The 26,088-nt window shown below is 64.3% G+C and carries 21 protein-coding genes and 1 pseudogene; 9 read left to right on the top strand and 13 right to left on the bottom strand.

All coding sequences use genetic code 11. The annotated features are described in order from the left end of the window. The first annotated feature begins 1,392 nt into the window (after window positions 1–1,392). The 5 genes from ACFV15_RS02625 (at window position 1,393) to ACFV15_RS02605 (ending at window position 6,309) form a co-directional block, all read left to right on the top strand. Window positions 1,393–2,535, top strand: a complete 1,143-nt coding sequence (locus ACFV15_RS02625) for a glycosyltransferase family 2 protein (protein WP_378348372.1) — start codon at window positions 1,393–1,395, stop codon at window positions 2,533–2,535. A gap of 664 nt (window positions 2,536–3,199) precedes the next feature. After that, a complete protein-coding gene (locus ACFV15_RS02620; RefSeq protein WP_378348371.1) occupies window positions 3,200–3,469 on the top strand; it encodes an HPr family phosphocarrier protein in 270 nt (89 codons plus the stop codon). Window positions 3,470–3,524: 55 nt separating this feature from the next. Continuing rightward, a complete protein-coding gene (locus ACFV15_RS02615) occupies window positions 3,525–4,340 on the top strand; it encodes a serine hydrolase domain-containing protein (protein WP_378348370.1) in 816 nt (271 codons plus the stop codon). Continuing rightward, on the top strand, window positions 4,337–5,836 hold the full coding sequence (locus ACFV15_RS02610; protein WP_378348369.1) for an alpha/beta hydrolase: 1,500 nt from the start codon (window positions 4,337–4,339) through the stop codon (window positions 5,834–5,836). Before ACFV15_RS02615 ends, ACFV15_RS02610 begins: the two co-directional genes overlap by 4 nt. A gap of 44 nt (window positions 5,837–5,880) precedes the next feature. Then, window positions 5,881–6,309, top strand: a complete 429-nt coding sequence (locus ACFV15_RS02605; RefSeq protein ID WP_378348368.1) for a hypothetical protein — start codon at window positions 5,881–5,883, stop codon at window positions 6,307–6,309. Window positions 6,310–6,525: 216 nt separating this feature from the next. On the opposite strand, the gene ACFV15_RS02600 is transcribed toward ACFV15_RS02605, so the two are convergent. The 3 genes from ACFV15_RS02600 to ACFV15_RS02590 form a co-directional block, all read right to left on the bottom strand. Further along, entirely contained in the window at window positions 6,526–6,801 is a 276-nt protein-coding gene (locus ACFV15_RS02600) for a LuxR C-terminal-related transcriptional regulator (protein ID WP_378348367.1), read from the bottom strand. 200 nt (window positions 6,802–7,001) lie between these two features. Further along, entirely contained in the window at window positions 7,002–7,943 is a 942-nt protein-coding gene (locus tag ACFV15_RS02595; protein ID WP_378348366.1) for a D-2-hydroxyacid dehydrogenase family protein, read from the bottom strand. 18 nt (window positions 7,944–7,961) lie between these two features. Beyond that, window positions 7,962–9,155, bottom strand: coding sequence for an endonuclease/exonuclease/phosphatase family protein (locus ACFV15_RS02590; protein WP_378348365.1), 1,194 nt, complete (start codon window positions 9,153–9,155; stop codon window positions 7,962–7,964). A 151-nt stretch (window positions 9,156–9,306) separates the two neighbouring features. Here ACFV15_RS02590 and ACFV15_RS02585 point away from each other — a divergent pair, with 151 nt between their 5' ends. Both ACFV15_RS02585 and ACFV15_RS02580 read left to right on the top strand, forming a co-directional pair. Then, window positions 9,307–9,720, top strand: coding sequence for a hypothetical protein (locus tag ACFV15_RS02585; protein WP_378348364.1), 414 nt, complete (start codon window positions 9,307–9,309; stop codon window positions 9,718–9,720). 24 nt (window positions 9,721–9,744) lie between these two features. Next, window positions 9,745–10,401: a TetR/AcrR family transcriptional regulator gene (locus ACFV15_RS02580; RefSeq protein WP_378348363.1), complete on the top strand. Its 657-nt coding sequence runs from the start codon at window positions 9,745–9,747 to the stop codon at window positions 10,399–10,401. Here ACFV15_RS02580 and ACFV15_RS02575 read toward each other — a convergent pair. The 8 genes and pseudogenes from ACFV15_RS02575 to ACFV15_RS02540 all read right to left on the bottom strand — a co-directional run. After that, window positions 10,394–10,963, bottom strand: a pseudogene (locus ACFV15_RS02575) (GrpB family protein); the annotation flags it as partial. The gene ACFV15_RS02580 and the pseudogene ACFV15_RS02575 sit on opposite strands and share 8 nt — an antisense overlap. 41 nt (window positions 10,964–11,004) lie before the next feature. Further along, window positions 11,005–11,880, bottom strand: coding sequence for a shikimate dehydrogenase (locus ACFV15_RS02570; RefSeq protein WP_378348362.1), 876 nt, complete (start codon window positions 11,878–11,880; stop codon window positions 11,005–11,007). Next, complete coding sequence (mltG, locus tag ACFV15_RS02565) at window positions 11,852–13,213, bottom strand: endolytic transglycosylase MltG (RefSeq protein WP_378348361.1); 1,362 nt, start codon at window positions 13,211–13,213, stop codon at window positions 11,852–11,854. The genes ACFV15_RS02570 and mltG overlap by 29 nt, the downstream gene beginning before the upstream one ends. A gap of 356 nt (window positions 13,214–13,569) precedes the next feature. After that, complete coding sequence (ruvX, locus tag ACFV15_RS02560; RefSeq protein ID WP_091292401.1) at window positions 13,570–14,064, bottom strand: Holliday junction resolvase RuvX; 495 nt, start codon at window positions 14,062–14,064, stop codon at window positions 13,570–13,572. Continuing rightward, window positions 14,057–16,720, bottom strand: a complete 2,664-nt coding sequence (gene alaS, locus ACFV15_RS02555; protein WP_378348360.1) for an alanine--tRNA ligase — start codon at window positions 16,718–16,720, stop codon at window positions 14,057–14,059. The genes ruvX and alaS overlap by 8 nt, the downstream gene beginning before the upstream one ends. 66 nt (window positions 16,721–16,786) lie before the next feature. Then, window positions 16,787–17,071 (bottom strand): hypothetical protein, encoded by a 285-nt coding sequence (locus ACFV15_RS02550; RefSeq protein WP_378348359.1) that lies wholly within the window; start codon window positions 17,069–17,071, stop codon window positions 16,787–16,789. Then, window positions 17,068–17,463 (bottom strand): DUF948 domain-containing protein, encoded by a 396-nt coding sequence (locus tag ACFV15_RS02545; RefSeq protein WP_378348358.1) that lies wholly within the window; start codon window positions 17,461–17,463, stop codon window positions 17,068–17,070. The genes ACFV15_RS02550 and ACFV15_RS02545 overlap by 4 nt, the downstream gene beginning before the upstream one ends. Before the next feature lie 228 nt (window positions 17,464–17,691). Beyond that, entirely contained in the window at window positions 17,692–18,156 is a 465-nt protein-coding gene (locus ACFV15_RS02540) for an NAD-binding protein (RefSeq protein ID WP_378348357.1), read from the bottom strand. A gap of 407 nt (window positions 18,157–18,563) precedes the next feature. On the opposite strand from ACFV15_RS02540, the gene ACFV15_RS02535 reads away from it, so the two are divergent. Continuing rightward, window positions 18,564–20,624: a phosphocholine-specific phospholipase C gene (locus ACFV15_RS02535; RefSeq protein ID WP_378348356.1), complete on the top strand. Its 2,061-nt coding sequence runs from the start codon at window positions 18,564–18,566 to the stop codon at window positions 20,622–20,624. A gap of 267 nt (window positions 20,625–20,891) precedes the next feature. On the opposite strand, the gene ACFV15_RS02530 is transcribed toward ACFV15_RS02535, so the two are convergent. After that, a complete protein-coding gene (locus tag ACFV15_RS02530; RefSeq protein ID WP_378348355.1) occupies window positions 20,892–23,228 on the bottom strand; it encodes an ATP-binding protein in 2,337 nt (778 codons plus the stop codon). A 128-nt stretch (window positions 23,229–23,356) separates the two neighbouring features. Here ACFV15_RS02530 and ACFV15_RS02525 point away from each other — a divergent pair, with 128 nt between their 5' ends. Beyond that, window positions 23,357–24,529 (top strand): cytochrome P450, encoded by a 1,173-nt coding sequence (locus tag ACFV15_RS02525; RefSeq protein ID WP_378348354.1) that lies wholly within the window; start codon window positions 23,357–23,359, stop codon window positions 24,527–24,529. 191 nt (window positions 24,530–24,720) lie between these two features. Here the strand turns inward: ACFV15_RS02525 and ACFV15_RS02520 are convergent, their stop codons facing one another. Then, window positions 24,721–26,088 carry a replication-associated recombination protein A gene (locus ACFV15_RS02520; RefSeq protein WP_378348353.1) on the bottom strand — a complete coding sequence of 456 codons (1,368 nt, stop codon included), beginning with the start codon at window positions 26,086–26,088 and terminating at the stop codon, window positions 24,721–24,723.

Raw genomic sequence — 26,088 nt, 5'->3', positions numbered from 1 at the left:
CAACAAACCCCCCCCCCCCCCCGGGTTTTTCTGGGGTTTTGGACCCCGCGCCCCCCCCACTCCCCCTAACGCGGGGGGGGGGGGGCGCCCCCCCCCCCCCCCACGCCTGATTTCTGTCCCGCGTGCGACAGTCGCTGAGCAGACATGTGTTGCGTGTCCGAGCGGCACGCAACACCCGCCGAATCCCTATCGTTGGACTGCCGATGAGTCCGCCTTCCCAAAGAAGAGAACCATATTCGCCAGGTGCGACCGAGGCCATTCACCGGCAACATATCAACAGAGTCGCTCTTATCGAAAAGCGCGGCCCGAACCGCCCTCAACATCAGAAATTAAGAAGAGCCAGCCGCCCAACGAAATCTTTCAATTCGCCGAAAGCTTAACAACCCACAAATCCGCCGCCCCGAATTCAAATACCTCAGCTCAATAAAAAATTGAAGATTGCACAAACCGGACAATTGGTGAACATCCCGCAATCACGGACATGGGGGCAGGGTCAGCGCTAGGCCACACGCACCAAAGCGAGCTCAACTCGTACCGCCTTGACGATCTTCAATGCACATGGAAGACTCCGTCAGGGGAGGAGATAACGAACAAGCTTGACTGAGGGAATCTACCCAACCATTGGGTAGTCATCATAGGGGGGCCTCGGAGGTCGAATCCGCATGCCTTCCAACGGAGGAAAGCGATTCCAAAGCATGGACGCGAAGCGTCAGGATTTCTTGAAGCAGATCGAAGTAGATCTATGTGCGCAAAACACCCCTTCCGCACTCAATAAACCGGCCGAGGCCTTGGAGCGGGCCGCCCGATTCAGGGGGACAAGCCGGAAGGTCGTCACCGCAGCCTCGGCTTTGGCGGGCTTGGCTGTGCTATTCGGCAGTCCTGTAGCGGCCGCAGAAGAGGCTAGCGGAGCTCAAGCGCATGATGTCACCAGCTTGGCTGCATCAAACTGCGCCGTACCCGATGCTGTTCCGCGGTCTCATAACAAGTGGTGCGGCGCGGACTACTACTACGAGTACTCGGGCCAGTCATACTGGCGAAACCTTAACTCCAGGTGCTACATCTTCAACTTGACGATCTACTACGCCGCCTGTTTTGGCGGCGTTGAAGACATGGGCCGCAGGGACGGATGCACATAGCCCGACGCCAGACAAGCGGGCACTTCTACTCATTGTCGACCCTCGACAAGCCGATCTCCCGTTAAGTCACTACTTTTTCTCGGTATTTCGCTGCCAACATAGCAAGTAGATACGTGTTCATTCTTCGCGGAACAGGATACTCGACCGTGAAACTCCTGTTCCGCGAAGATCTCTTCCGCCTGAACAGCACCGATAACTGACCGCAGCCCTGGCGCACGCCAATACGGGCTACCGGGAACACCGGAGACCCCGAGCGATGAGCAGTATCTCAATTGCGATTTTGGCAAAGAACGAGGAGCGCTGCATAGCGCGCTGCCTCGACAGCATCCTAGGCCAGGGCTTTGATGATGTAGTCGTCGTCGACACAGGGTCAAGTGACGAAACGCTCAATATTATAGCCGAGTACGAAGCAGCCGAACTTCGCGTGCTTCAAACTCCATGGAGGGGCTCCTTCTCCGAAGCTCGGAACCTTGCCATCGACGCAATTGAATCCGACTGGATCGTCTTTTTGGACGCCGACGAATGGCTCACTCCGCACGACTGCGGCCTGCTTAGATCCTCACTCGAAGCAGCAGGTACAGACGTAGGCGCATCTTCCGCCACAGTATTTGCGCCGACCGTATACGACACCGCGCACAACACTCACATAAAAGAAGTTCCCAGAATCTTTCGCGCCAACAGTCAGATTCGCTACAAAGGACTCGTGCACGAATATCCGGTCCTAAGGCGCGGCGGCAACCACCAAGACGAAAAGGTGGATATTGTTGGCGTCGACATTGAGATCCTGCACGACGGCTACGATCCAGGCGTGATTCAGGCCAAGCGAAAGACGGAGCGCAACTTCGAATTACTGGAAAATGCCCGTGCAATTGATCCGGGAAATCCGCGATGGCTGTATTTTACCCTTCGAAACCCTCTGTCAATTTTCACTGACGCAAATCTGCTCGTGCAACTGTGCGAATCGCTCCGCATCCTGGCGAGCAATGCTGCCACGTCCGACGACTGGACGAGTGCGCACGAGTACTACCGACGCGGCCTCACGCTAACATGCCAAGGCTTGGGGCTACAAGGAAAATGGCACGACGTAGCGTGGTGCTGCACAGAAATCGATCGAATCGAGCACGACGGGAGCGCTGATTCTTTTTATTTCAGAACGCTATCAAAAATAGCCGACGATACCGCCAAGAATAGCGACCTGCTCGCAGCTGTTAAAATCCGACAAAACGAAGAGATCATTCAAGAGAGTACGATATGTCACCTGGGCCGAAATATCGACGCCCTCATCGTGACACTATTGGGAAAGTTTCGCAGCGCAGCGGAGGCTGATCGCTACCTTGAGCTTTGCGAGACCTGGAGCGATCTCTTTTTCGAGAAATCCCACTTACGCCTTCGACCTTGAAACGCATTGCTCTTTTGCTTACATCGGGCCGACCGGACATGGTGCTGGATGTCGTGGTTGACAGTGGATCAGCGGACTGAACTGCGGGACCTGATCGACAGTCAGGAGCGCTGGCGATGCCGAGCCCTAGCGCGGATCGCGTCGAGGTCCGACGAAGAAGCAGATCGTGGGGTTGGTGACTGTCTCACGGCCGCCAGTGGACCGGCTCTGGTTCAGAGATCACCGCACGTTCGGCCGCACACGATATCTCCAGTGGACCAGTGACTGCCCAGCGCTACCTCCGCCGCCGTCTCCCAAGGTGATGGAATGTCTACCCGCCAGCCGGTTCCACCTGCGCTGCATCCCGACCAGCAGATCTTGGCTCGACCTTGTCAGCGCTGGTTCGCCAAGCTCACCGACCACGAACGGTGTCGTTCCGATCAATGCAGCGTCACCGAAATCGTAAACGGCGTCCACATGGATCAGCGAGTGGAACGCAGACCCGTGAGTTCATGAGGGCAAAACGCCAACGCGATCGTCGCCACTCTCGCCGCGTACTCAGCCAAACTGGCAGGTCAAGACACTAGCGCGACGTCCAGTCTGGATCACGCCAGGAGTACCTAGCCCGCGCTGCGGCAAAGTACGATCACGAGCGGACGACATCTTTGAGCTGAGAGGGATGAACATGCCGGAGAAACGCGTCACCGTGGCCAGCAAAGTCGGCCTGCACGCCAGGCCGGCCGCACTGGTCGCCAAGGCGGCCGCAGCACAGCCCGTGGCGGTCCAGATCGCCAAGGCAGGCGGCACCCCGGTGGCCGCGGGCAGCGTGCTCAACCTGATGACGCTCGCCGCCGGTCACGGCGACGAAGTGATCATCAGCGCCGAGGACGCCGAGGGCGCCCAGGAGGCCGTGGACGCGATCGCTGAATTGGTGGCCAGCGACCTCGACGCGTGACCTGCCGGATGGGGGCTGGCTCAACCGGGCCGGCCCCCATTCGTAGGCTTTCCGCATGGACAGTGTGCGGTTGATCGACCAATGGCCCGTGGACAACGCCGCGACGGCGGTGGTGAACGCGGATGGTGAGCTGCTGGGCGGCCACGGCGACGCGGCACGACCGTTCGCGCTGGCTTCGGTCACCAAGCCGCTCACCGCGTACACGGCGCTGATCGCCATCGAAGAGGGTGTCGTCGAATTGGACACCCCGGCCGGGCCCGAGGGCTCGACGATCCGCCACCTGCTCTCGCACACCTCCGGCCTCGCTTTCGACGCGCACAAGCCGATGGCCGAGCCCGGCACCCGCCGTCTCTACTCCAACGCAGGCTTCGAGCAGCTCGCCGACGCGATCGCCGAGCACTCCGGCATCCCCTTCGCCGAATATCAGGCGGAAGCCCTGTTCGGCCCGCTGGCGATGAGCGCCACCCTGCTCGACGGCTCCCCCGCTTCCGGCGCCGTTTCGACGGTGACCGACCTGGTCGCCTTCGCTGTCGAGCTCCAGGCGCCCAAATTGGTCGCGGCCGCGACACTCGCCGAGGCGACGTCCGTGGTCTTCCCGGGATTGAACGGGGTCCTGCCGGGATTCGGTCATCAGAAGCCCAATGACTGGGGCCTCGGTTTCGAGCTGCGCGACCACAAGAGTCCACATTGGACCGGCGCGAACAGCTCACCCGGCACCTTCGGCCATTTCGGGCAGTCCGGCACGTTCCTGTGGGTCGATCCGGCCGTACGAGCCGCCTGTGTCACGCTCACCGACCGCGCGTTCGGCCCGTGGGCCGCCGAAGTCTGGCCCGGCTACACCGACGCGGTGCTGGCTGACCTAGCAAGGTGAAACGAGCGCTTCTTCTCGCCGTAGTGCTGGTCAGCGCGTGCAACGCGCCTCCTCCGTCACCCAATTCGCCCCAACGGGTAGCGGCGGCGGTCGAAGCCCCGGCCGCTATGGGCACCAACGGCGCAAGCGTCCCAGCACTGCACTGGACGTCCTGTCACCAGGAGTTCCAGTGCGCGGCCGCGGCCGTCCCGGTCAGCTACCGGGATCCGCACGGCCCGTCGCTGAACCTCGCGGTGATCAAACTCCCCGCGACCGATCCCGGCCATCGGATTGGCTCGCTTTTCGTCAATTTCGGCGGGCCGGGCACCGACGGGGTCAGTGAGCTGATGCGATTCGGCGCGCGCTATCCCGACGAGCTCCGCGCCCGCTTCGACCTGGTGAGCTTCGACCCACGCGGCATCGGCGGCAGCTCGCCGATCAACTGCGCGGGCGCGGAAGATCCTGTTACTGGCTCACCGCTGCGCCCTGATCAGCACGACACGTTCTACGCGACGAGCGCCCGCGCAGGCCAGGCGTGCGCTGCCGGTTCGGGCAAGCTGCTGGATCACCTTTCGTCGGCGAACGTCGCCAGGGACATGGACCTACTCCGGCAGGCGACCGGCGACGCCAAGCTGAACTTCCTCGGCTACTCCTACGGGACCTACCTCGGCGGCACCTACGCGAACATATTCCCGGCGAACCTCCGCGCGATGACCTTGGACGGCACTCTCGACCTGGTCGCCAACGCCACCGGCAAGCCAGGTGACGAGGCCAAGCCCGTCGACGTCCGTGCGGACACCGCCCGCGCCCAGCTGGACGAGCTCGGCGCGTTCTTCGACGAGTGCGCCAAGGCGGCCTGCGCGTTCGCCGCCGGCGACCAGCGACAGAAATTCGCCGACATCGTCGCCAGACTGACCAAAAGCCCGGTCGGCGGCACGAATCTGGCCGGTTTCCTGAAGAACCTCGAAAGCGCGTTCTATCAGTTCGGCCGCTGGAAACGCCTCGGCGAAACCCTGAACACCCTCGCCTCCGCCTCGCCGCCCGGCCCAGCCCTACCCGTCTTGGATCCCTACCTGCCGACCCATTCGCCGGGATATTTGGCGGTCCAGTGCGTCGACAGCCAAAACCCGCAGGATCCCGCCGCATACGACCGCCTGGCGGTCACCGAGCAGACCAGAGTGCCGTATTTCGCGCTGGGCGCGGTGTTCAACATGGCGCAATGCATCGGCTGGCCCGGCCACGACGACGACCGCTACCTGGGCCCGTGGAACCGGCAGCGGCAAAATCCGATCCTCGTGATCAACAACAGGCACGACCCGGCGACTCCGCTACACAACGCCCAGTCCACAGTGGATGAGCTCGGAGACGGCAGGCTGCTGGTCGTCGAGAGCTTCGGCCACACCTCGCTCAACGTGCACAGCGCCTGCGCTTCGGCCGCGATGGTCCGCTACTTCGTCGACCTGCACGCACCACCGGCGGGCACCACCTGCACACCAGACGCACGACCGTTCACCTGACATCCACACTGCGGAACCCACCGGCTCGTGTGAATCTGGAATACATGACTTATCCAGATCCCGATCCCCGATATCCGGGTACGCCTGGATATCAAGAGCCTGTGGCCGAACGCGCCGAGATCGTCGAACGGCCGTCCGGCAGAATCACGTTCATCAGGGTGTTGAGCGCGGTCATCGACCTGATCTGCGTGCTGTTCGCGCTCGTGCTGGGCATCCATATCGTGCTGGTGCTGGGCTCGGCGAACACCGGCAACGGATTCGCCCAGCTCATCGAAGACTGGTCGAAGGGTGTCTCGCTGGGCCTGCGGAACCTGTTCACGCCGGACAGCTTCAAGGTCCGGATCCTGCTCAACGACGGCCTCGCGGCCGTTCTGTGGCTGATCATCGGCGGCGTGCTGACCAGCCTCCTCAGCAGGATCGCATTGCCGACGAACTACCGGCGGACCTGGTACCACCGCCGCGTCACCCCCTGAACCAACCCGGAGATCAGGAGGTTGCGCCGACGGAGGCCGGCGCAACCTCCTGCGCACGGACGGCGACTGAACAGCGCCAGCCGAGTCCTGATCCTGGGAACACCCAGACCATGGCCGCGCCTTGGCCGTTTTTCAGCTAAACAACCATGGCGCGCACGCAGGCTGCCGCCTCGGCATGTCGGCCAACCATTGTTCCGGTTTTCGTCAAGAATCGATTCAGTGACCGCACGGCGATTTCATCTGCATGATTTCGACTCCCATTGACTTTCCCGCCGCATCCAGGCAGCCGCGAATCTTCCATTCGGTGAACACCACCGCGGCGCCCACGCGCGACGCCACCCCGAGCTTCAAGATGATCCGGCTGACATGGGCACGCACCGTTCGCTCACGAATCCCCAATCTGGCCGCGATCTCACGGTCGGTGCGATCCGCGGCGAGATTTTCGAGCACATCTTGTTCCCGCGCACTGAGTGTTTCGACAGCCGGCTGCATGGGTCCCCCTGACTCGCGGAACAGGCATCGACGGCAAATGATGCAGCAGCGGCCGCCCAGATAGCGCCCAGACGTCGAAAGGCCGGGTCGCGCCCGCCCTGAACAGGCACTTCCCGGCCTTCTGTCGCCTATTGTCGCCAGGTAAACAAGCTCCGGCCCACCGCTCTGAGCGGCTGGACCGGTCACCCCACGCTGAGGGTTTACTCCATCAGGCGGATAGGTTCACCAGCCTGGTAGGCAGCGATGTCCTCGACGGCGTCGCGGTAGAAGATCTCGTAAACCTCACGCGTCACAAAACCTATATGCGGCGTGAGCACCGTGTTCTCGAGCGATCGCAGCGGGTGGTCGGCAGGGAACGGTTCGTTGTCATAAACGTCGATGGCAGCACAACCGATCTCTTTGCGCCGCAACGCGTCAACCATCGCGGTTTCGTCAACAATCGGACCACGCGAAGTGTTGACGAGAATCGCGGTCTTCTTCATCATAGCGAGTTCTTCGGCACCGACAAGCCCGCGACTGCGGTCGCTGAGCACGAGATGAATCGAAAGCACGTCAGCGCGGCTGAACAATTCTTCTTTGGATACCGCGGTGACGCCATGCGGTTCGGCCTTCTCCTGGGTCAGGTTCTGGCTCCACGCGATCGTCTCCATGCCGAAGACTTGGCCGATCTTCGCGGCGCCCGCGCCGAGCGTGCCCAGCCCCAGCAGGCCGAGCGTTTTGCCGTGCAGCGTCATGCCGACCGTCGTCTGCCAGCCGCCGTCACGCATCGACTGCACCTCCCTGGGCAGGTTCCGCGCGGCGGCGAGGATGAGGGCCCAGGTGTGCTCGGCGGTCGGCTGTGGGATGTAGCCGGTGGAGGAGACCGTGATGCCCAGTTCACGAGCCGCGGGAACGTCGATGGCGGCGTTGCGGCGGCCAGTGCTGACGAGCAACTTCAGATCGGTCAGCCTGGCGAGCAACTCGGCGGGAAACCGGGTCCGTTCGCGCATGGCGACGACCACTTCGAAGCCCTTGAGCCGCTCGGCGACCTCGTCGGCATGACCGAACGCCTCGGTGAACACCTCGATTTCAGCGTTCAGGGAAGCCCAATCGGCGAATCCGAGTGCGACGTCCTGGTAGTCGTCCAGGATGGCGATCTTCATGTCCGACAGGCTAACCCGTCACCAGCGGGGGACGAAGACGTCCACTCGGATCAGGTGATGGTCCGAAGCGTCGTTGAGCCTGGCGAGTGGGTCCGCGGCGAGCGGCCAGAACACCTCGGCGCGCCACGGCACCAGACCATGTGACGGCAGGACGTAGTCGACGCGCAGGTTGCCCGGCGCCTTGTCGTTGAAATCGCCGGTGTCGTAGAACGGATTCGCCTTGTGGTTCACATTCGCACCACCCTGCAGCCGCGCCGCTTCGACCGCCCCCTGACTGCCTGGCCTCGTCTCAATCACGCGCGGCGCGCGCAGCAGCCGGTCAATGGCGCCGGGAACACTGTCGCCGTCCAGCGGATCGGAGTTGTTGTCGCCGGCGACAACGAACTTTTCGTGCGCGCCGAGGCCACCACGACGCCCCTTGTCGTCATAGATGTAGCCACCCTTGCCTGGGGTCACATAGTCGGCAAAGAAGCGAATCTCGTCGTTGTTGCGGGTGCCATTGCGATCTTCGGGCCCATCGAAGCTGGGCGGCGTCGGATGCGAAACGAGGAAGTGCACTGTCGTGCCACCGACCCGAAGCGGCACGTCCCAGTGGGATTTCGACGAAAGCCGCAACACGTCGAGCACCTGCGGCGAGTGCCAATCACGCGGCGCCGGGGTCGCTGGATCGTCCGGAAGGAGAGCGCCGGGCATGTCCTTCCAGAGGAACTTCTGGAACGTCCGTATCCGCGACACGTCGATCGGATACTTCGACAACACGAGCAAGCCGTACTGGCCCTCGAAGACCCCGAACCCGTGCGCGTCGTTGCCACCGCCGACCTGGCCGTCGTGGTCGAGGTCGAAGCCGGTCGGTACCCCGGTGTTGACCGGCGCCGTGTAGGCGTACGGGTAGTCGATCGGGCGGGCGCCGTTGTGCGGCATCCGGAGGTAGTTCCGGCGGAAGGCGTCGGCCGCGGCGTTGCCCGGCACGTAGTCGAACTCGTTGACCAGCATGACGTCAGGGCGGTTGCGCTGGATCACCTCGGCGACCTCGTCGGCCTGCGCGTTGCCCGGCTTCGACAGGTCGGCCAGCAACTGGCCGGCCGCGCTCCGGTTCAGCGACGCGTTGAACGTCGCGAACCGCACGTTCTCGCCCAAGAAGGCGTCGGCCGAGGCTGGCACGGCCATCGTCGCCAGCAGTGCCGTCGCGGCGACGGCAAGAAATCGCTTCACTGTCCAACCTCCCAGGTTCGTTGCGACCCTACGCAACCGTCGTCGCCCGTGACATGAGCGGCAGATGAACACCTCAAAACTTGAACGCGTTCAAAACTAGGTCTACAGTCCATCTTGAACACGTTCAAAATCTGATTCCGAGGAGACGCCCATGAATCCCATAGTCGTGGCATACGCGCTCTACCTGCTGCTCAGCATCCCGCTCACGGTGGTCGTCGCGCGAACACTGAGCAAGCACGGCAAGACCTTCCTGGCGGAGGTGTTCGAGAACAAGGCCGAGCTGGCCAACGCCGTCAACCAACTGCTCGTCGTCGGCTTCTACCTGGTCAGTCTCGGCTTCGTGACGCTTTTCCTCACCAGCCGCGGCGCGGTCGACGACGCACGTGCCGTCTTCGAACTCCTTTCGGTGAAGCTCGGCATCGTCGCGCTGGTGCTCGGCGCCATGCACATGGGCAACGTGCTCGTCTTCAACGGCATCCGGCGCAGGCACCTGACGAGCGCACGCACGCCCGAGCCGCAGCCGATCTTCCCGCCGCCGCCCGCCCAGCCCTACGGCGCACAGTGAGCCTGAGCGGATACGGTGCAGAGCGTGCCCAAAAGTGACGAAACCCGGTCTCTGATCGTCAGGACCGCGATGCGGCTGTTCACCGAGAACGGCTACGACCGCACGACCATGCGGGCGATCGCCGCGGAGGCCGGGGTATCGGTCGGGAACGCCTACTACTACTTCTCCTCCAAGGAGCAGTTGATCCAAGGCTTCTACGACCAGATGCAGCGAGACCACCAGGAACGTTGCGTCGACCTGCTCAGCGACGAACCCGCCTTCGAGGAGCGCCTCAAGCGGGTCTTGTTCGCCTGGCTCGACGTCGCCCAGCCGTATCACCGCTTCGGCACGCAGTTCTTCGTCAACGCCGCGGACCCGGAGTCCCCGCTGAGCCCCTTCAGCGAGGACTCCACGGCGGCCAGGGTCGCCTCGATCGGGCTCATGAACCAGGTGATCGACGGCTCGGACGTCAAGCTCGACCCGGAGCTGCGCGAAGAGCTGCCGGAGCTGCTCTGGCTGTTCCAGATGGGGGTCGTGCTGTTCTGGGTCCACGACCGCTCCACAGCCCAAAAACGTACGAAGATGCTGATCGGGCGAACCGTGCCGCTGATCGCGAGGCTGGTGGGACTCTCCCGGCTGCGGGTGCTACGCCCGGTCAGCCGGGAGGTCACGAGCCTGATCAGAGACCTTGCTAAGCCTTAGCCCGCGCGATGATCGCGTCGATGACGTCGTTCTTGGCGTCGGCGTAGTCCTGGATATAGGCCCAGGTGCGGCCGGCGAGCTCCCGCTTAGTCGTCGCGTAGAGCTCCAGTTCGTCGGGATGTGCGCGTAATCGGTCGCGGAACAGTCGATAGCGTTCGATTTCGCGACTGTCCGGTGAGTAGACGTGCAGGTTGATGTTCGTATCCGGCCCTTTGAACGCCCGATGCTGCTCCCAGTCGGGCTCGCGGATGACCAATCGATAGCCGGCGGCCTCCAGCTGCGGCAAGTAGCGGTCTTCTGCCGCCGAATCGGGCACCACGAGCAGAATGTCGACGATCGGTTTGGCACAGAGGCCGGGCACGGAGGTGGAACCGACGTGTTCGAGCACCAGTACCAGGTCGCCCAGGACCCCGCGGATACGCGCGGCTTCGCGTTCGAAGAGACGTGGCCATTCCGGGTCGTATTCGGCAAGGTTGACAATCGAATTCAACTTGGGCCGCTCCCCCACCCAAATCGCATCGGCCTGGGCTTCGGAGTACACGGCACGCTCATGCTCGGGCATGGCTCCCCTTTCAGAAGGCAGCCCGCCAGGTTATCGAGCACTCAGGCCAGCGGCAAGGGCAAAATCCCGCCAGTCGCCTCACGCAGGGCGTCACGCATGGCTTCACGGGGCGCCCCCAGTCCGGTGAAGTGCTCAACTTGACCGAATGCCTGATGCAGCAACATATCCAGGCCGGTCGCGAGCCGTCCACCCTTCTCGGCGACCGCAGCAGCGAGCGGAGTGGGCCACGGGTGGTAGATCACGTCGAGCAGGCACGGCACCGCGGCCAGTTCCGCGACGTGCGGGGCCACGGCGTCCGGCGGCACGGTATTGACCAAAACCGCGGTCGAGTCGGCCAACCCCGCGAAGTCCACTTCCGACCAGGTGAGCACATCGACGTCGAGCCCGGCGGCCCTCGCGGCTTCCGTCGTCTCGCCTGCTCTGTCCGGATTTCGGACAACGAGCCGTACCGAGGAAAGTCCCATCGCCGCGAACGCGACAACGGTCGCCGCCGCGGTGCCACCTCCGCCCAGCACAGTGCCGACATCGCCTTCGGACGGCGAATACCCGCCCGCGAAAAGCAACGCCCCGGCGACGCCATCCACGTCGGTGCAATCGGCGAGCCAACCAGACTCAGTACGCACCAATGTGTTCGCAGCCCCGACGGCGGACGCCCGTTTCGTCACTTCGGTGGCGAAATCGAGTGCGGCCCGCTTGCCGGGCATCGTCACCGAAAGCCCGGTCCACTCAGGACCAAGACCACCGACGAACGCAGACAGTCCCTCGGCGTCCATTTCGACGCGCTCATACGACCAGTCATCAAGCCCCAGCGCGTGGTAGGCAGCGCCGTGCAACACCGGCGACAGTGAGTGTTCCACCGGCTTACCGAGAACGGCCGCCTTGCGGGCTTTAGTAGACACCACGAGCCTGTGCGTCATCCCTGTTTTTGTTGTGCTCGGCGTTGGTCACCGCGAAACATGACTGACCGCTTTTCTCGCATTTGACGAAAAACAGCCAATCCCCGGTGGCAGGCTGCAACGCCGCCTGGATCGCTTCCTTACTCGGAGCCCCGATCGGCGTCGGAGGCAGACCGGTGTTCGCGTACGTATTGTACGGACCCGCCTTCGCCCGATCTTCCGGCTTCGTCAGCAGCGTCGGCTTGTCGAGCACGTAGTTGATGGTCGAGTCGACCTCGAGCTTCATGTTCTTGTTAAGCCGGTTGTAGATCACCCGCGAGATCTTGCCGAAGTCGATCTTGACCGCCTCGCGCTCGATGATCGACGCGATCACCAGCGTCTGATACGGCGTCTTGCCGTCGATGCCCGTCTTGTCCGTGAGGCCGGCCGTCTGCAACTGCAACGCCGAAATCTTGACCACGTCGGTGAGCAATTCCGTCGCGGTCCAGCCCGGCTTGACGTCGTAGACGCCAGGCATGATCAAACCTTCGAGACGGCTGATCTTCCGCTCAGCCTTCGATGCCGTCGCAGCAGCCCACCCCGGCGCCCCGATCGACGTGAGATCGATGCTTTCGACCGTCTTGCGCAGCTCGTCGACCGGAACACACGTGCTCTTGCCGTTGATGTCGGCGCAAGACGCCTTCGACATCAGGGTGAACACGCCTTCGGTCACCTTGCCGTCGGGTTGGGTGATGTCGTCGAACGGCGTCCCCGCCCTGATCTGGAGCTGACCGACCCGGCTGCCCGGCTTCACGATCTGCTCGGCCGCCGCGGCGCCGGACATCTTCTGCTTGAGCAGGTAGTAGCCCGGCTGCACCTTGGTGACCGCCGGGACGTCCTCTGAAGCCTTCGCGAACGCCTTCGCGCTCGCGACCACACCCGCGGTTTCCAGTTTGCCCGCGATCGCGTTCGTCGAATCGCCGCCGCTGACCTGCACCAGCACGTCGCCTTCGCCGGCACCTTCGAAGTCGTCATACCCGAAGATCGTGGTCACGCCGTACCAAACGCCACCGGCGAGCAGCAGCACGATGGCGACAAGAGCGAGCCTGCCGATCAACTTCTTCTTGCGACGACCGCGGCGTGGCGGCGGGCTGTCACCCTCGATGTACTCAGGCTCGGCTCGCTCCTCTTCCTCGAGTGCGGCTTCGTCCTCGTCGTCGTATAACTCGTCCTCGTACTCGTCGTAGTCGTCCTCGTAGAGCTCTTCGTCCTCGAGTGGCAACTCGTCTTCGTAGTGGATGACCTCCGTCGGCGGATCGACCGGCGGCCTTCGTCGCGCCCCAGGCGGCGGCGGTCCTGGCCGCCGTGCGGGCATGCCGACAGAACCGTCACCCGGATGGGGACGCCTCGGAGGCATCGGCGCGGCCGCGAAAGTGCCGCTGGTCTGTGACGGTGGCTCCTGTGGCTCTCGCACCGGAGGACGCCGGACCGGCGGCGGCGGCGGTGCCCCGGGTGGCGGCGGAACAGCCGCAGGGGGAACCCCGGGTCCCGAGGCCGGCGGTTGCGGCGGCACTCGTCTGCTGTGCCGTGAGGTCCCCGGCAGCGCAGGCCGTGCTCGCCGGTCGGACGGCGGTGTCGGGGCCGGCTGCGGGGTCGGCGGCAGCTCCGGCTCGGCATCAGGCTCACGAAGCCGTCTGCGCCCGCCTCTGCTCTGCGGTTCACGAGGCTCGGTCATGACCCACCCGCCCGTGCCCGCTGAGCGGAGGCAGCGTCGAGCCATGCCTGGAGAATCTCCACAGCGGCCGCCTGGTCGACAACAGCACGCTGCTTCTTGCCCTTGACCCCACGCTGGGAAAGCATGCGCGACGCGGTGACCGTGGTCAGCCGCTCGTCGGCGAGCCGGACGGGCACCGGCGCGATGCGCCCGGCTAGCTTGTCGGCATACGCGATCGCGATAGCCGCGGCCGGCCCTTGCCGGTCCGCGAGTGTCCTTGGCAGTCCCACGATCACCTCGACCACCTCGTGCTCGGTGACGAGTCCTGCCAACTGATCCAGGTCACTGTCTTCGCGCTCATCACGAGAGAGGGTAACCAAAGGGCTGGCGAGGATGGGGGCTGGATCGCTCAGAGCCACGCCCACCCGGACGGATCCGACATCCACCCCAAGCCGCCTGCCACGCCCCGGATCGCCCTCACCAGGGCGATCCGGGCGTCGCTGGCTACCCAAAGTTCGCGACCGCCGCGCGCAGTGACGTGACCGCCTGCTCGGCGCCCGCGGGGTTCGTGCCGCCACCCTGGGCCATGTCCGGCTTGCCACCGCCGCGGCCGCCGATGGCCTCGGCGAACGACGGGACGAGCTTGCCCGCGGCGATGCCCCTGTCGCGAGCAGCCGACGTCGTCGCCACCACGAAGCTGATCTTGTCGCCCTGCGGAGCGAAGAGCGCGACCACGCCGGCCCGCGTGCCGAGCCGTCCACGGATGTCACTGGCCAGCGCACGCAGGCCGTTCGCGTCGATGCCTTCGCCGAGCTTTTCGGCGACGACCGCGACTCCGTTGATGTCCTGTGCTTTGTCGGTGAGAGCACCGGCGGACCCGAGCACCTGCTGCGTGCGCAGCTGCTCGATCTCCTTTTCAGCGTTCTTCAGCCGGGTCAGCACGTCGTCGATACGCGACGGCAACTGGTCGGACGGCACCTTGAAGGTGTTCGCCAGCTGCGAGACAAGCAGCTGCTCCTTGCGGACGTACTTGAGCGCGTCCGAACCGACCAGCGCCTCGACCCGGTGCACACCGGAGCCGATCGACGAATCACCGACCAATTTGACCAGGCCGAGCTGGCCGATGCGGTCGACGTGGGTGCCACCGCACAGCTCACGCGAGTACTCGCCCATGTCGACGACCCGGACGTCGTTGCCGTATTTCTCACCAAAGAGAGCGACCGCGCCGAGCTCGAGCGCCTTGTCCTTCGTGGTGACGAAGGTCTGCACCTGAACATCGGTCTGGAGGTACTCGTTGACCTCTTCCTCGACCTCGGTGAGCACGTCGACGGACACCGCGCCGGCGGTGGTGAAGTCGAACCGCATACGGCCGGGCGAGTTCAACGACCCCGCCTGCGCCGCGCGCTTGCCGTACGCACCGCGAACGGCCGCGTGCACGAGGTGGGTCGCCGAGTGCGACCGCTCGATCGACTGGCGCCGGTGAACGTCGACGGACCCGGTGACCTCGGTGTCGATCCCGATCTCGCCCTGGGTCACCTCGACGCGGTGCACGAACAGGCCCGGCACGATCTTCTGCACGTCGAGCACCTTCAGCTCGACGCCGTCACCAACGAGCACGCCGGTGTCGGCGACCTGGCCGCCACTCTCGGCATAGAACGGGGTGCGGTCGAGCACGAGCTCGGCCTTGTGACCTTCGGCGACACTGCGGACGGGCACGCCGTCCTCAAGCAGGCCGACCACCTTCGCGGTCGCCTGCAGGTCGGTGTAGCCCAGAAACTGGGTCTCGCCATGCTGGTCGAGCACCTGGCGGTAGGCCGAAAGGTCACCGTGACCGCTCTTGCGGGCCGCCGCGTCCGCCTTGGCACGCTGGCGCTGCTCGTTCATCAGCGCCCGGAAGCCGTCCTCGTCGACGGACAGACCCTGCTCGGCCGCCATCTCCAGGGTCAGGTCGATCGGGAACCCGTAGGTGTCGTGCAGCTGGAAGGCCTTGTCTCCGGCCAGGATGCCGCCACCGGACGATTTGGTCTCCTCGGCCGCGAGGTCGAAGATGCGTGAGCCGCTGGTCAACGTCGAGAGGAAAGCCTCTTCCTCGATGCGGACGACCTCCGCGATCCGGTCGAAACCGGACACCAGCTCGGGGTAAGTCGGGCCCATGGTGTCGCGGACGACCTCGGCGAACGCCGGCAGCACCGGCTCGTGCACACCCAGCAGGCGCGTCGACCGGACGATACGGCGAAGCAAGCGGCGCAGGACGTAGCCACGGCCGTCGTTGCCGGGCGTGACACCATCACCGATCAGCAGCACACCGGTGCGCGCGTGGTCGGCGATGACACGAAAACGCACGTCGTCGATGTGCTCGGCACCGTAGCGACGACCCGAGAACTCCTCGGCGCGGCCGATGACCGGGCGCACGAGGTCGGTTTCGTAAACGTTCTCGACGCCCTGCAGGATCGTCGCGACGCGCTCGACACCCATGCCGGTGTCGATGTTCTTGGCGGGCAGCTCACCCAGGATCGGGAAGTCCTTCTTGCCGCTGCCCTCACCCCGGATGTTCTGCATGAACACCAGGTTCCAGATCTCGATGTAGCGGTCTTCGTCGACGATCGGACCACCCTCGCGGCCGTACTTCGGCCCGCGGTCGTAGTAGATCTCCGAGCAAGGGCCGCACGGCCCCGGCACACCCATCGACCAGAAGTTGTCGACCATGTCGCGTGCCTGGATGCGCTCCGACGGCAAGCCGGAGATCTTTTTCCACAGCGCGGCGGCTTCGGCGTCGTCCTCGTAGACGGTCGCCCACAGCCGGTCTGGCTCGAGGCCGTATCCGCCCTCGGACTGCGGGGTGGTGATCAGCTCCCAGGCGCGCTCGATGGCGCCTTCCTTGAAGTAGTCACCGAAGGAGAAGTTCCCGGCCATCTGGAAGAAGGTGTTGTGCCGGGTGGTCTTGCCGACCTCGTCGATGTCCGGGGTGCGCACGCACTTCTGCACACTGGTCGCGCGCGGATACGGCGGCGGGGCCTCGCCGAGGAAGTACGGCTTGAACGGCACCATGCCCGCGTTGACGAAGAGCAGGTTCGGGTCGTCGACGAGCAGCGGTGCGCTGGGCACCCGCGTGTGACCGTTCTTTTCGAAGTACGTCAGGAAGCGATTGGTGATTTCGTGTGTTTCCACGGGAGATTGTCCTTGTGCTGAGCGAAAAGTGGGCAGCTGCTGCGGCGTAAGGCGGAGGCGTCGGCCTTACGCCCGGCGAGCTCGCCTGGCCGCGGCATGCCGCCCCGCGGTCGTGCGCGAGGTGAGGCCGGTGCGGTCCTCGACCATGTCGTGCAGCTCCTGTTCGCGCTCGTTCATCCCGGCGCGCACTTCCGCACCGAAGGATCCGACGGCGCCGGCCAATTCGCGCACGGCGTCGCCCAGATTCGAGGCTAACCCAGCAGGAGTGGCCTGACGAGCGGTTTCAGTCGCCTTACGCGACAACGCGACACCGGCGACGACGCCGATGCCGAGCCAGAAGAGGCGCTTCACTGCTTCCTCCTGCGACCCGGGCGCGCGGCCTTCGCTTCCTTCTTCTTGCGACGAGCCTTGATCGCTTTGCTGACCCCATAGGACAGTGCGGCGGTCTTCACCAGCGGACCACCCAATGTCGCGGTGAACACCGATGACAACGCCGAGACGTTGCCACTCACGGCCTGTGCGTTGGCGGTGATGCCGTCGACCCGCTCGAGCTGGGTGTTGACGTGCGTGATGGTCTGGTTAGCGTTGATCAGCAAAGGGTCGGTGCCGTCGTTCGCTGTCTTGATCGCTTCGGTGGCTGCGTCCAGCGTGCGGCCGAGCTTGAGCAGCGGAATCGCCAGCAGCAACACCAGCAGCACGAACGCTCCGGCGGCGATCAGCGCGGCTATTTCCACTGCTGACACGGGCCCTCCTCGAAGTCATGGGTGATTGCTGGTCAGGCTACCGCGCTGTGCGTCGTTTGCCGGGACTGCCCCGCCCGTCGGTGGCTCTCGGTGGCCGGACGGTGGCTAGCCGGGTTGCTCGGCGACGAACCGGTCGACGGCCCTGGCCGATTCGTCACCAAAGTGACCACGTGAGCGCACGTTGTTACCGCGCGCAGCTGGCCTCCAGCACCTCGGTGCGGGCCTCGATCAGTTCGGGCGAACTGCGGTGAAGAGGACGGCCATATCCTCATCGCCGTGCCCAGCGTCGACGGCGACCTGAAGATGTGTCACTGTTGCCCGCGCTCCGGCGAGATCGGCGCGGGACGCCGCGTCGAGCACGAGCTTGGCGTCCTTCAGCGCGAGCCGCGCGGGGAAACTGGGCGCGAAATCGGCATCGATCATCGCCTGCCCTTTGAGATGGGCGTACGGAACATCGACGGCGCCACCCTTGATAGCGTCGAGGAAGAGACTCGGGGCGATTCCGACGTCCTGGGCGAGACCGACGCTCTCGGCGGTGGCATTGGTCAGCGCCAGTACCCAGGCGTCGGCGACAAGCTTCAATTTCGTCGCCGCACCGGCCGGACCAACCCACAACGTGCGCGAACCGACTGCATCGAACACCGGCGCCACCTCGGCCCGCACCTCCTCGGGGCCTGACGCCAGTACAACCAACTGGCCATCCTTTCGTAGGTTAAGCCGTCTGCGACCACATCGCGACGGTCTGTCCCGGGGGGCGCTCAACCGCAAGCCGGACGGGACGGCGCTAATGAGATTCGCCGTCGCTGACCACCTGGACCTCCGCAGACCAAGGAGCACCTTCCTGGGCCGCGACGACAGCATCAGAACGAGCTCGCGCACACGGAGCTATGGACTGCGCTCAACGGGTTACTCCGGAGACTACCGACCCACGGCTCGACGAGGACGTGTCCGCACTCCGTACTGGCCGAATCCGCTGGTCCGAGACCTACTGGATCTGACTGTGTGTCAATTCGCTGACAACAGCTGGTTGCCGGTCACCTGCGATTCATTGACCCGTCGGGTTCTTGTGCCGTTCATCTCGCTCGGCAAAGGTTCCAGGCATGCCTGAACTGTCCCGCCGCCGTCTCCTCGGCGTATCCGGAGCCGCGATCGCTGGCTCGCTGCTGCCCCCGTCGGTTCACGCGGCCATGGCCGAACCCATGCGCCGCGGCGGTCTGGATCGCGTCGAGCACGTGATCGTGCTGATGCAGGAGAACCGGTCCTTCGACCACTACTTCGGATCCCTTCGAGGTGTCCGTGGCTTCTCCGACCCCCACCCGCTCGAACTGCCCGACGGCAAGTCGGTGTTCGAACAGCCCAACCCCGCGGGCGGCACAGTCCTCCCCTTCTCGCTGCGGAAGGAAGCCGAGCGAGAAGGCCGCGATCCATCGGACATCCAGTACCTCGGCGATCTCGACCACAGCTGGGCCGGCACCGGCAAGGCGTGGGCACGAGGCTGGAACAACGGCTGGATAGGTGCCAAAAGCCCGGCCACGATGACCTACTACGATCGCCGCGACATCGCGCTGCAGTACGAGCTAGCGGACACGTTCACCATCTGCGACGCCTACCACTGCTCGATTTTCGGTTCGACCAACCCGAACCGAAACTTCCTGTGGACCGGAACCGTCGGGAATGAGCCGAACGGTACTCGCGCGGTCACCAACGCGGCGTACTCCTACGACCACCCCGGCTACGACTGGACGACCTACCCGGAACGCTTGGAAGCGGCGGGCGTTTCGTGGCAGATCTACCAAGAATGGGACAACTTCACCGACAACGCCGTCGAATACTTCGTGCCGTTCAAGAAGATCGGCAAAAAGATTCTGGCCGGAGTGGACGGCAAGTACAGGACAACCGAGGAGTTCTATTACGCGTTGTTCGATAAGTCCGAAGAGGACCGGACGAAGCTGCTCGCTCAGTTCAATGCTGCTGTCGCCAAGCTTACCCCCGTCGAACAGAGCTTGTTCCGCAAGGCGATGTACCGTGGCGAGCCGCTGACATTGGCGAGCACGTTGCGCGCCGACATCAAGGCACGCAGACTGCCGAAGGTCAGCTGGCTCGTGCCATCGGCCGTGGACTCCGAGCACCCTGGCGCGTCAACCCCGGTCGGCAGCGCGAATCTCATCTACGACGTGCTGGACGCCATCGCGTCAGACCGCGAAACCTGGTCGAAAACGGTACTACTGATCAATTTCGACGAAAACGACGGCTACTTCGACCACGTGCCGCCACCAGTTCCGCCCGGCAACGCGACGAACGACGCGGATCACTACAACGGCCAGCCGCTCGGATTCGGCCCGCGTGTGCCGATGACGGTCGTTTCCCCGTGGACCATCGGTGGGTACGTTGACTCAACTGTCTACGATCACACGTCCGTGCTGCGCCTGTTGGAACGTTGGACCGGTGTAGCGGAGCCCAATATCAGCCCGTGGCGCCGTCAGGTCGCCGGCGACCTGACCGGAGCATTCGATTTTTCCAACGCTGGAAGGCCACCACGGGTCACCCACCCCGGTCCGGTTCCCGCGCCGATCACCCGCTGGCACCCGAAGCCACCGATCGAGCAGAAACTGCCGAGCGCCGAACCCGGAAATCGCCCCGCCCGACCGTTGCCGTACCAGACGTCCGTCTCAGGCGCGCTCAACGACGCAGGACACCTCGTAGTCCGGCTCGCCAACAGCGGCCGTTCTTCAGCACACTTCGCTGTGTACGGGTACAAGGGCGAACTCGCGGAACCGTCGCACCAAGACGTTCGGGACACGCTCTCCCAAACGTTGCCATTGACCGGCGACACGTACCGTGTGGTCGTTCAAGGTCCGAACCGCTCGTGGTGGGAGTTGGCGGGCAGCCGTACCGGGGTGGCGTCCAAGGTCGACATCCAGACGCGGATTCTGACCTATCGCCGTGGCGTCGAGTTCAAAATCCTCAACGGTGGCGGATCCGCTCTCACCCTGCGGCTCACTTCTGGCCGTTCAACCCGGGTGGTGCGTCTGGCCGCTGGACGCTCAGCGCAGGTGGCTTGGCCGACATCCGATGGCTGGTATGACGTGCGCGTGACCGCCGACGGCGATCCCTCGTTCTTGCGCACGTTCACTACCCGAGTAGAAGACGGCCGAGGCTGACGTTCACGAGGGTGCTGCCTACTCGGGCAGCACCCTCTCGTCGGCTCGACCGACTCCACGCCTCATCAAAGCGTGAGTTCACTCGTTGGCGCTGGGTTGCCACCGACCAAGCAGCAGCCAGTCGATCAGCAGCTCCGGCTTCCCGTACTTGGCGTTTTTCTTCGATAGAGCACGAGGACGTAGGCCCCTGGATCTGCGAACTCCAACGGTCCGCCATATAGGTCGTTATACAACGGTGGCGGGCACGCCGCGCAAGGCTGCCACCATCTATTCGGCGTTTTCTCCCCTTGCGACCCAAGCAGCGACTTCCGCGCGAGAACGCACATCGAGCTTGCCCCGGATACGTTCCAGATGAGTGGCCACGGTCCGGCGAGATACCCGCAGTCTGCGTGCGATGCGCTCATTGGTCATCCCATCGGCGACCAACGCGGCGATAGTGTGCTCGCGCGTACTCAACACCACGGTCGCCGGCGGGACTACGCCATTCAACGCATAGTCCGCCAAACAGGTCACGGTCATCCGCTGGCCCGCCGCCGAAGCCGCCGCTTCGCGCGTTCCGAGCCTGCCTGCAGCAGTCGCCGCGGCGACGTCCACCCGCTCGGCCCAAACCGGCTCGCCAGAAGTGCGAACCTGCCGCCGGACAGCGGCGGCACCGTGAATGAGCCGGATGGCACGGTCGTCGTCACCGAGTTCAGTGGCCACGATGCCAAGGCCTTCCAATCCGTGCACCAGGTGGTACGGATTTTCCCGGCCCATCGTCAATGATTCGGCGAATCTTTCGGCGGCGCCATCTACATCGCCTCTGATCAGAGAAAGCACGCCTGAGGTATGCAGCAACGCGATGACCATATTACCGGAGCCGAGGTACTGCGCCAGCGGCAAAGCCTCCGCCAACAGCTTCTCGGCCAGATCTTCTTCGCCCCAGTTAAGGGAAACCCAGGCGACATTGTTGAGCGAACCCAGCAATGCGACAGGGTCACCCAACCCTCGCAGGATCCGCAAGCTCTCCAAGTAGCTTGGCCGTGCCGCGCGGTACTCGCCAGAACAGAACAGCGCGTGGCCGAGGTCATCGAGCGCTTTGGCCAAGCGTGCTGGACGATCCAATGCTCGTTCGATGTCAACTGCACGCCAGGCATAGCCGAGCGACTCGGCTTGGTCGCCGAGGACGGAGGTCGTCGTCGAGAGCGCTGAAAGCACCAGCCCGGTACTCGCCGCGCTGGTGGCCATATCCAGAGCGGTACGCAGCATGCGGTAGGTGTCCTCAAGATTGATCCCATGACGCAGCCAGTGTTTTCCCAGCGCGAAAGCAAGTGCGCCATGGCGCTCGTCTCGTCGAGTGGACATCCATTCGACGGCTGCGACCAAATTGGGCCAATGCGCGTCAATTGCCTCGAGTACGGGGACCGGCATCATGTACCGTCCCAGATGCGGCTCGACTAGCGCCAACAGCCAATCAGCGAGCCGATCGTACGTCGTGTCACGTTCACCGGCATCGTCAAGGCGATCCCGGCCGTAAATCCGGATGGATTCCAGCTGACGAAACCAGACAGAGTCTCCCTTGGTCACCGGCACCAGCAACGACTTGGCTTCGAGACTCGCCACAATGTCGAGTGTCTCCGCCCCGCGCCCGGTGACCGCTTCGGCGAGTTCTATCGGGAACGGACCGGCAAGCACCGATAGCCGTCGCCAAAGCTCCTGCTCACTCGCCGAAAGCAGTTCGTAATCCCAGCCGATCGCGGCTTCCAAACTGTCGTGTCGTGACGTCGACGTGCGTGTGCCGACCGAGAGCACATCAAGTGTGCCGTCCAACCTGTCCAACAGGTCCGCGGGCCCGAGCAGTCGCACTCGACGGGCCGCGAGCTCGATCGCCAAGGGCATGCCGTCAAGCCGACGGCACAGCGCGGCGATCGTGGACGCGTTGGTGTCTGTGAGCTCGAAGCTGGGGTCGACCGCACTCGCACGGTCCACGAACAAGCGGACGGCATCGGAATGCCCCGCTTGCGCCGCTGTGAGCACTTCACCGGTAGCCGGCAACGCGAGCTCACCCAGCGGGAACGACTGTTCCCCGCGGACGCGCAGCGCTTCCCGACTCGTCGCCAGGATGCGCACAGACGGACAGGAGGTCAGCAGTGCCTCGACCGCGTCTGCGCAGCGGTCGAGGACGTGTTCGCAATTGTCCAAGACCAGCAGCAGTTTCCGTTCCCCCATCGCCTCGGCAAGCTTCTCCGGGGCGAGTCCAGACCCCGTCCGGATGCCCACCGCGCGCGCGATCGCCGGCACGACGAGATCGCCCTTGGGGATGACGGCCAGGTCCGCTTGCCAGACACCATCACGATGCCGCTGGCCATCTCGCTGTTGCCTGGCTGCGACCTCCCTCGCCAGCCGGGTCTTCCCAGCACCCGCCGGACCGATTACGGTGACCAGCCTCGAAGCACTGAGCAACTTTCCCAGCTCGGCCAATTCATCATGACGTCCTACGAATGAATCAGGGAACTCGGCAAGGTTTCCAGCGATTTCGGAAGCACGGCTCTGCTTGGTCCGTACTCGGTAGGCACGCTGACGGCACGCACTGGAGCAGTAGCGGGATCGCCCTCCCTCGGGCATGAGCCCGTAACACGAGGCGCAAAGCGGCCGTAACGGTGCGCCGTTTGCCGACTGCTGCATACCCGTTTCACTCGACACCATGTTACTAAGCCGCGCTTTCCGACCACCAGACCCGGGAACCCGAGGGAATGACACTCCGCTTCGACACACTGGACCCCGACTTCATCCAGAACCCCTATCCCTTCTACCGCAGGCTTCGCGAACGAGCACCGGTGCACTTCGAACCGGCTCTGGGTGGCTGGATGATCACCCGCCACCAGGACGTGCAGCGGCTACTGCGACACCCTCGGCTGAAGCGGTCATCCACGGACGAAGCCGTGCCGCATCGAGTGCCGGACGACAGCCGGACACGACGCCTCGTCGATGAGGCGTTCACCAGACCTATCGTCGACGCGATGTGGCCGAGAATCCATCGGCTGGTCGAGCGACAACTAGATCTGGTTGCCGATGCTCCATTCGTGGAACTCCTCGCCGACTTCGCCGAACCACTGGCCGCACTGGTACGGCTTGAACTGCTCGGCGTACCCGCTCAGGCCCACGAAACGATTCTGGCCTGGTTCGCCGACATCGCGCCCGTATTCGGCAGGACTCCTGCCGAACGTGACCCGATCGGCGTAGCGGCGAAGGCCGCGGAGTCCACGGCGGCATTCAGCGCCTACCTCGAAGAGCTCGTCGACATCCGGCGCCGCGAACCGCGTCCTGACCTGCTGTCCAGACTGACCACGGTCAGGGACGACGACGGTCCGCTGAGCGAGAGTGAACTCATCCGGCAGGTCTTGCTCCTGTTGGTGTCCGGCACCGAAACAACCGTGCACTACCTCGGCAACGCCGTGCATACCCTCCTGCTGCATCCGGACAAAGCCGACGAGCTACGCGCGGATCCGGAGATGATCGACACCGCCGCCGAAGAGTTGCTGCGCTATGACGGACCTGTCTCGATCGGCGCTCCACTGACGACTGCGGACTGCTTGAACTTCGCCGGCTACCGCATCAGGCCGGGCGAACTGCTGTATCCCGTGCTCGGTGCCGCAAACCGGGATCCGCGGCAATTCCGCAACCCCGAATCGCTGGACCTGCGCCGCCCGGTCGGGACGGTGTTCGGATTCGGATGCGACAATCCGTGTTGCCTCGGCGCGACGCTGGCAAGGATGGAGGTCAAGATCGCACTGACCGGCCTGCTGCGCCGATTCACGCATCTGCGTCTCGACGAAGACGCTCCAGCCCCTGTTTACCGACCGGACCCGCTGCTGCGCGGCCTCATCTCGCTGCCTGTGCGAGTCGACGCGCCGGTACCGGCATGATCTAGATCTCCTGGCACCGTGTGCCAGGCCCGTGATCGCGGATCCCCAACTGGGATCTGCCTTCCCGGGAGCAAGGCGTTGTCGACTAAAAGCGCATGTAGCGGCGAACCAATCAGAGCACACTCAAGCAAGCCCGGTACTCACAACGGCCACCGTGAAGGCATGCCGGTCAGACATCATCAAGTGCTTCGCTAGTGTTCACCACGGACGGTGCGGCGCAGCTTCGGCACTCGCTCGGCGAGTGTTCTCTCCACACCACGCTGGGTCGGATTGTAGTAGTCCTGCCCGACAAGAACGTCAGGCGGATACTGCTGCGGCAGCACGCCTTCCGGCACATCGTGCGGGTAGCGATACCCTTGCGCGTTGCCGAGCTTCGCAGCGCCCGCGTAGTGCCCATCACGCAGATGTGGTGGCACAGTCCCGATCTTGCCGGCTCTGACGTCGGCGAGCGCGGCATCGATACCAGTGATGACCGCGTTGGATTTCGGCGCCGTCGCCAGATGGATCGTCGCCTGCGCCAGCGCGATCCTTCCCTCGGGCATACCGATGAACTGCACCGCGTGCGCGGCGGCCACAGCCACCTGGAGTGCTGTCGGATCGGCCATTCCGATGTCTTCACTCGCGTGCACGACGAGCCGTCGTGCAAGGAATCGCGGATCTTCTCCCGCTTCGATCATGCGCGCGAGGTAGTGCAATGCGGCGTCCACATCAGACCCGCGAATGGACTTGATGAAGGCGCTGATGACATCGTAGTGCTGATCACCATCACGATGGTAACGAACCGCTGCTTTATCCACAGTGGACTCGACGATCGCGAGGTCGATGGTCTTGTGTTCGGTCGCGGCAGCCGCGTCCGCGGCTGCCTCCAAGGCGGTTAACGCACGACGTGCGTCACCGGATGCCAGACGCACGAGATGCGCGCGAGCCTCTTCGGTGAGCTGAAGCTCGCCGGCCAGTCCACGCTCATCCGTCAACGCACGCTCGATCAACTGCTGAATGTCGTCGTCGGTCAACGGGCGAAGCTGCAGGACCAGTGACCGCGACAACAGCGGCGAGACGATTGAAAAAGATGGGTTCTCGGTCGTCGCGGCGACAAGCAGCACCGTGCGGTCCTCAACCGCACCGAGGAGCGCGTCCTGCTGGGTCTTCGAGAACCGATGAACCTCGTCGATGAACAGCACCGTGTTCTCGGCGTTGTAGTTACGTCGGCGCCGCGCCTCCTCGATGACGCCCCGTACCTCTTTGACGCCGGCGGAGAGCGCCGACATCGCGACGAACCGCCGCCCCGTGGCGGCCGACACAAGGTTGGCCAGCGTCGTCTTGCCCGTCCCTGGTGGACCGTAGAGCAGTACGGACGCCGGCGCGGCACCTTCGACGAGGCGACGCAACGGGGCCCCCTCCTTGAGCAGGTGCTGCTGCCCAACGACCTCACCGAGTGTTCTGGGCCGCATCCGGACAGCCAACGGCGAACCCGCGGGCACAGCCTGCGGCTCATGGCCGCCGGTCGGCTCCGGCGGCGGCCCGAGGTCGGGGTTCACGGTGAACAACTCATCCTGCAC

The sequence above is a fragment of the Amycolatopsis sp. NPDC059657 genome (assembly GCF_042734395.1).
Taxonomy (GTDB): domain Bacteria; phylum Actinomycetota; class Actinomycetes; order Mycobacteriales; family Pseudonocardiaceae; genus Amycolatopsis.
The sequence above is the reverse complement of the archived record's forward strand: the minus strand, read 5'-3'. Positions and strand labels throughout refer to the sequence as shown.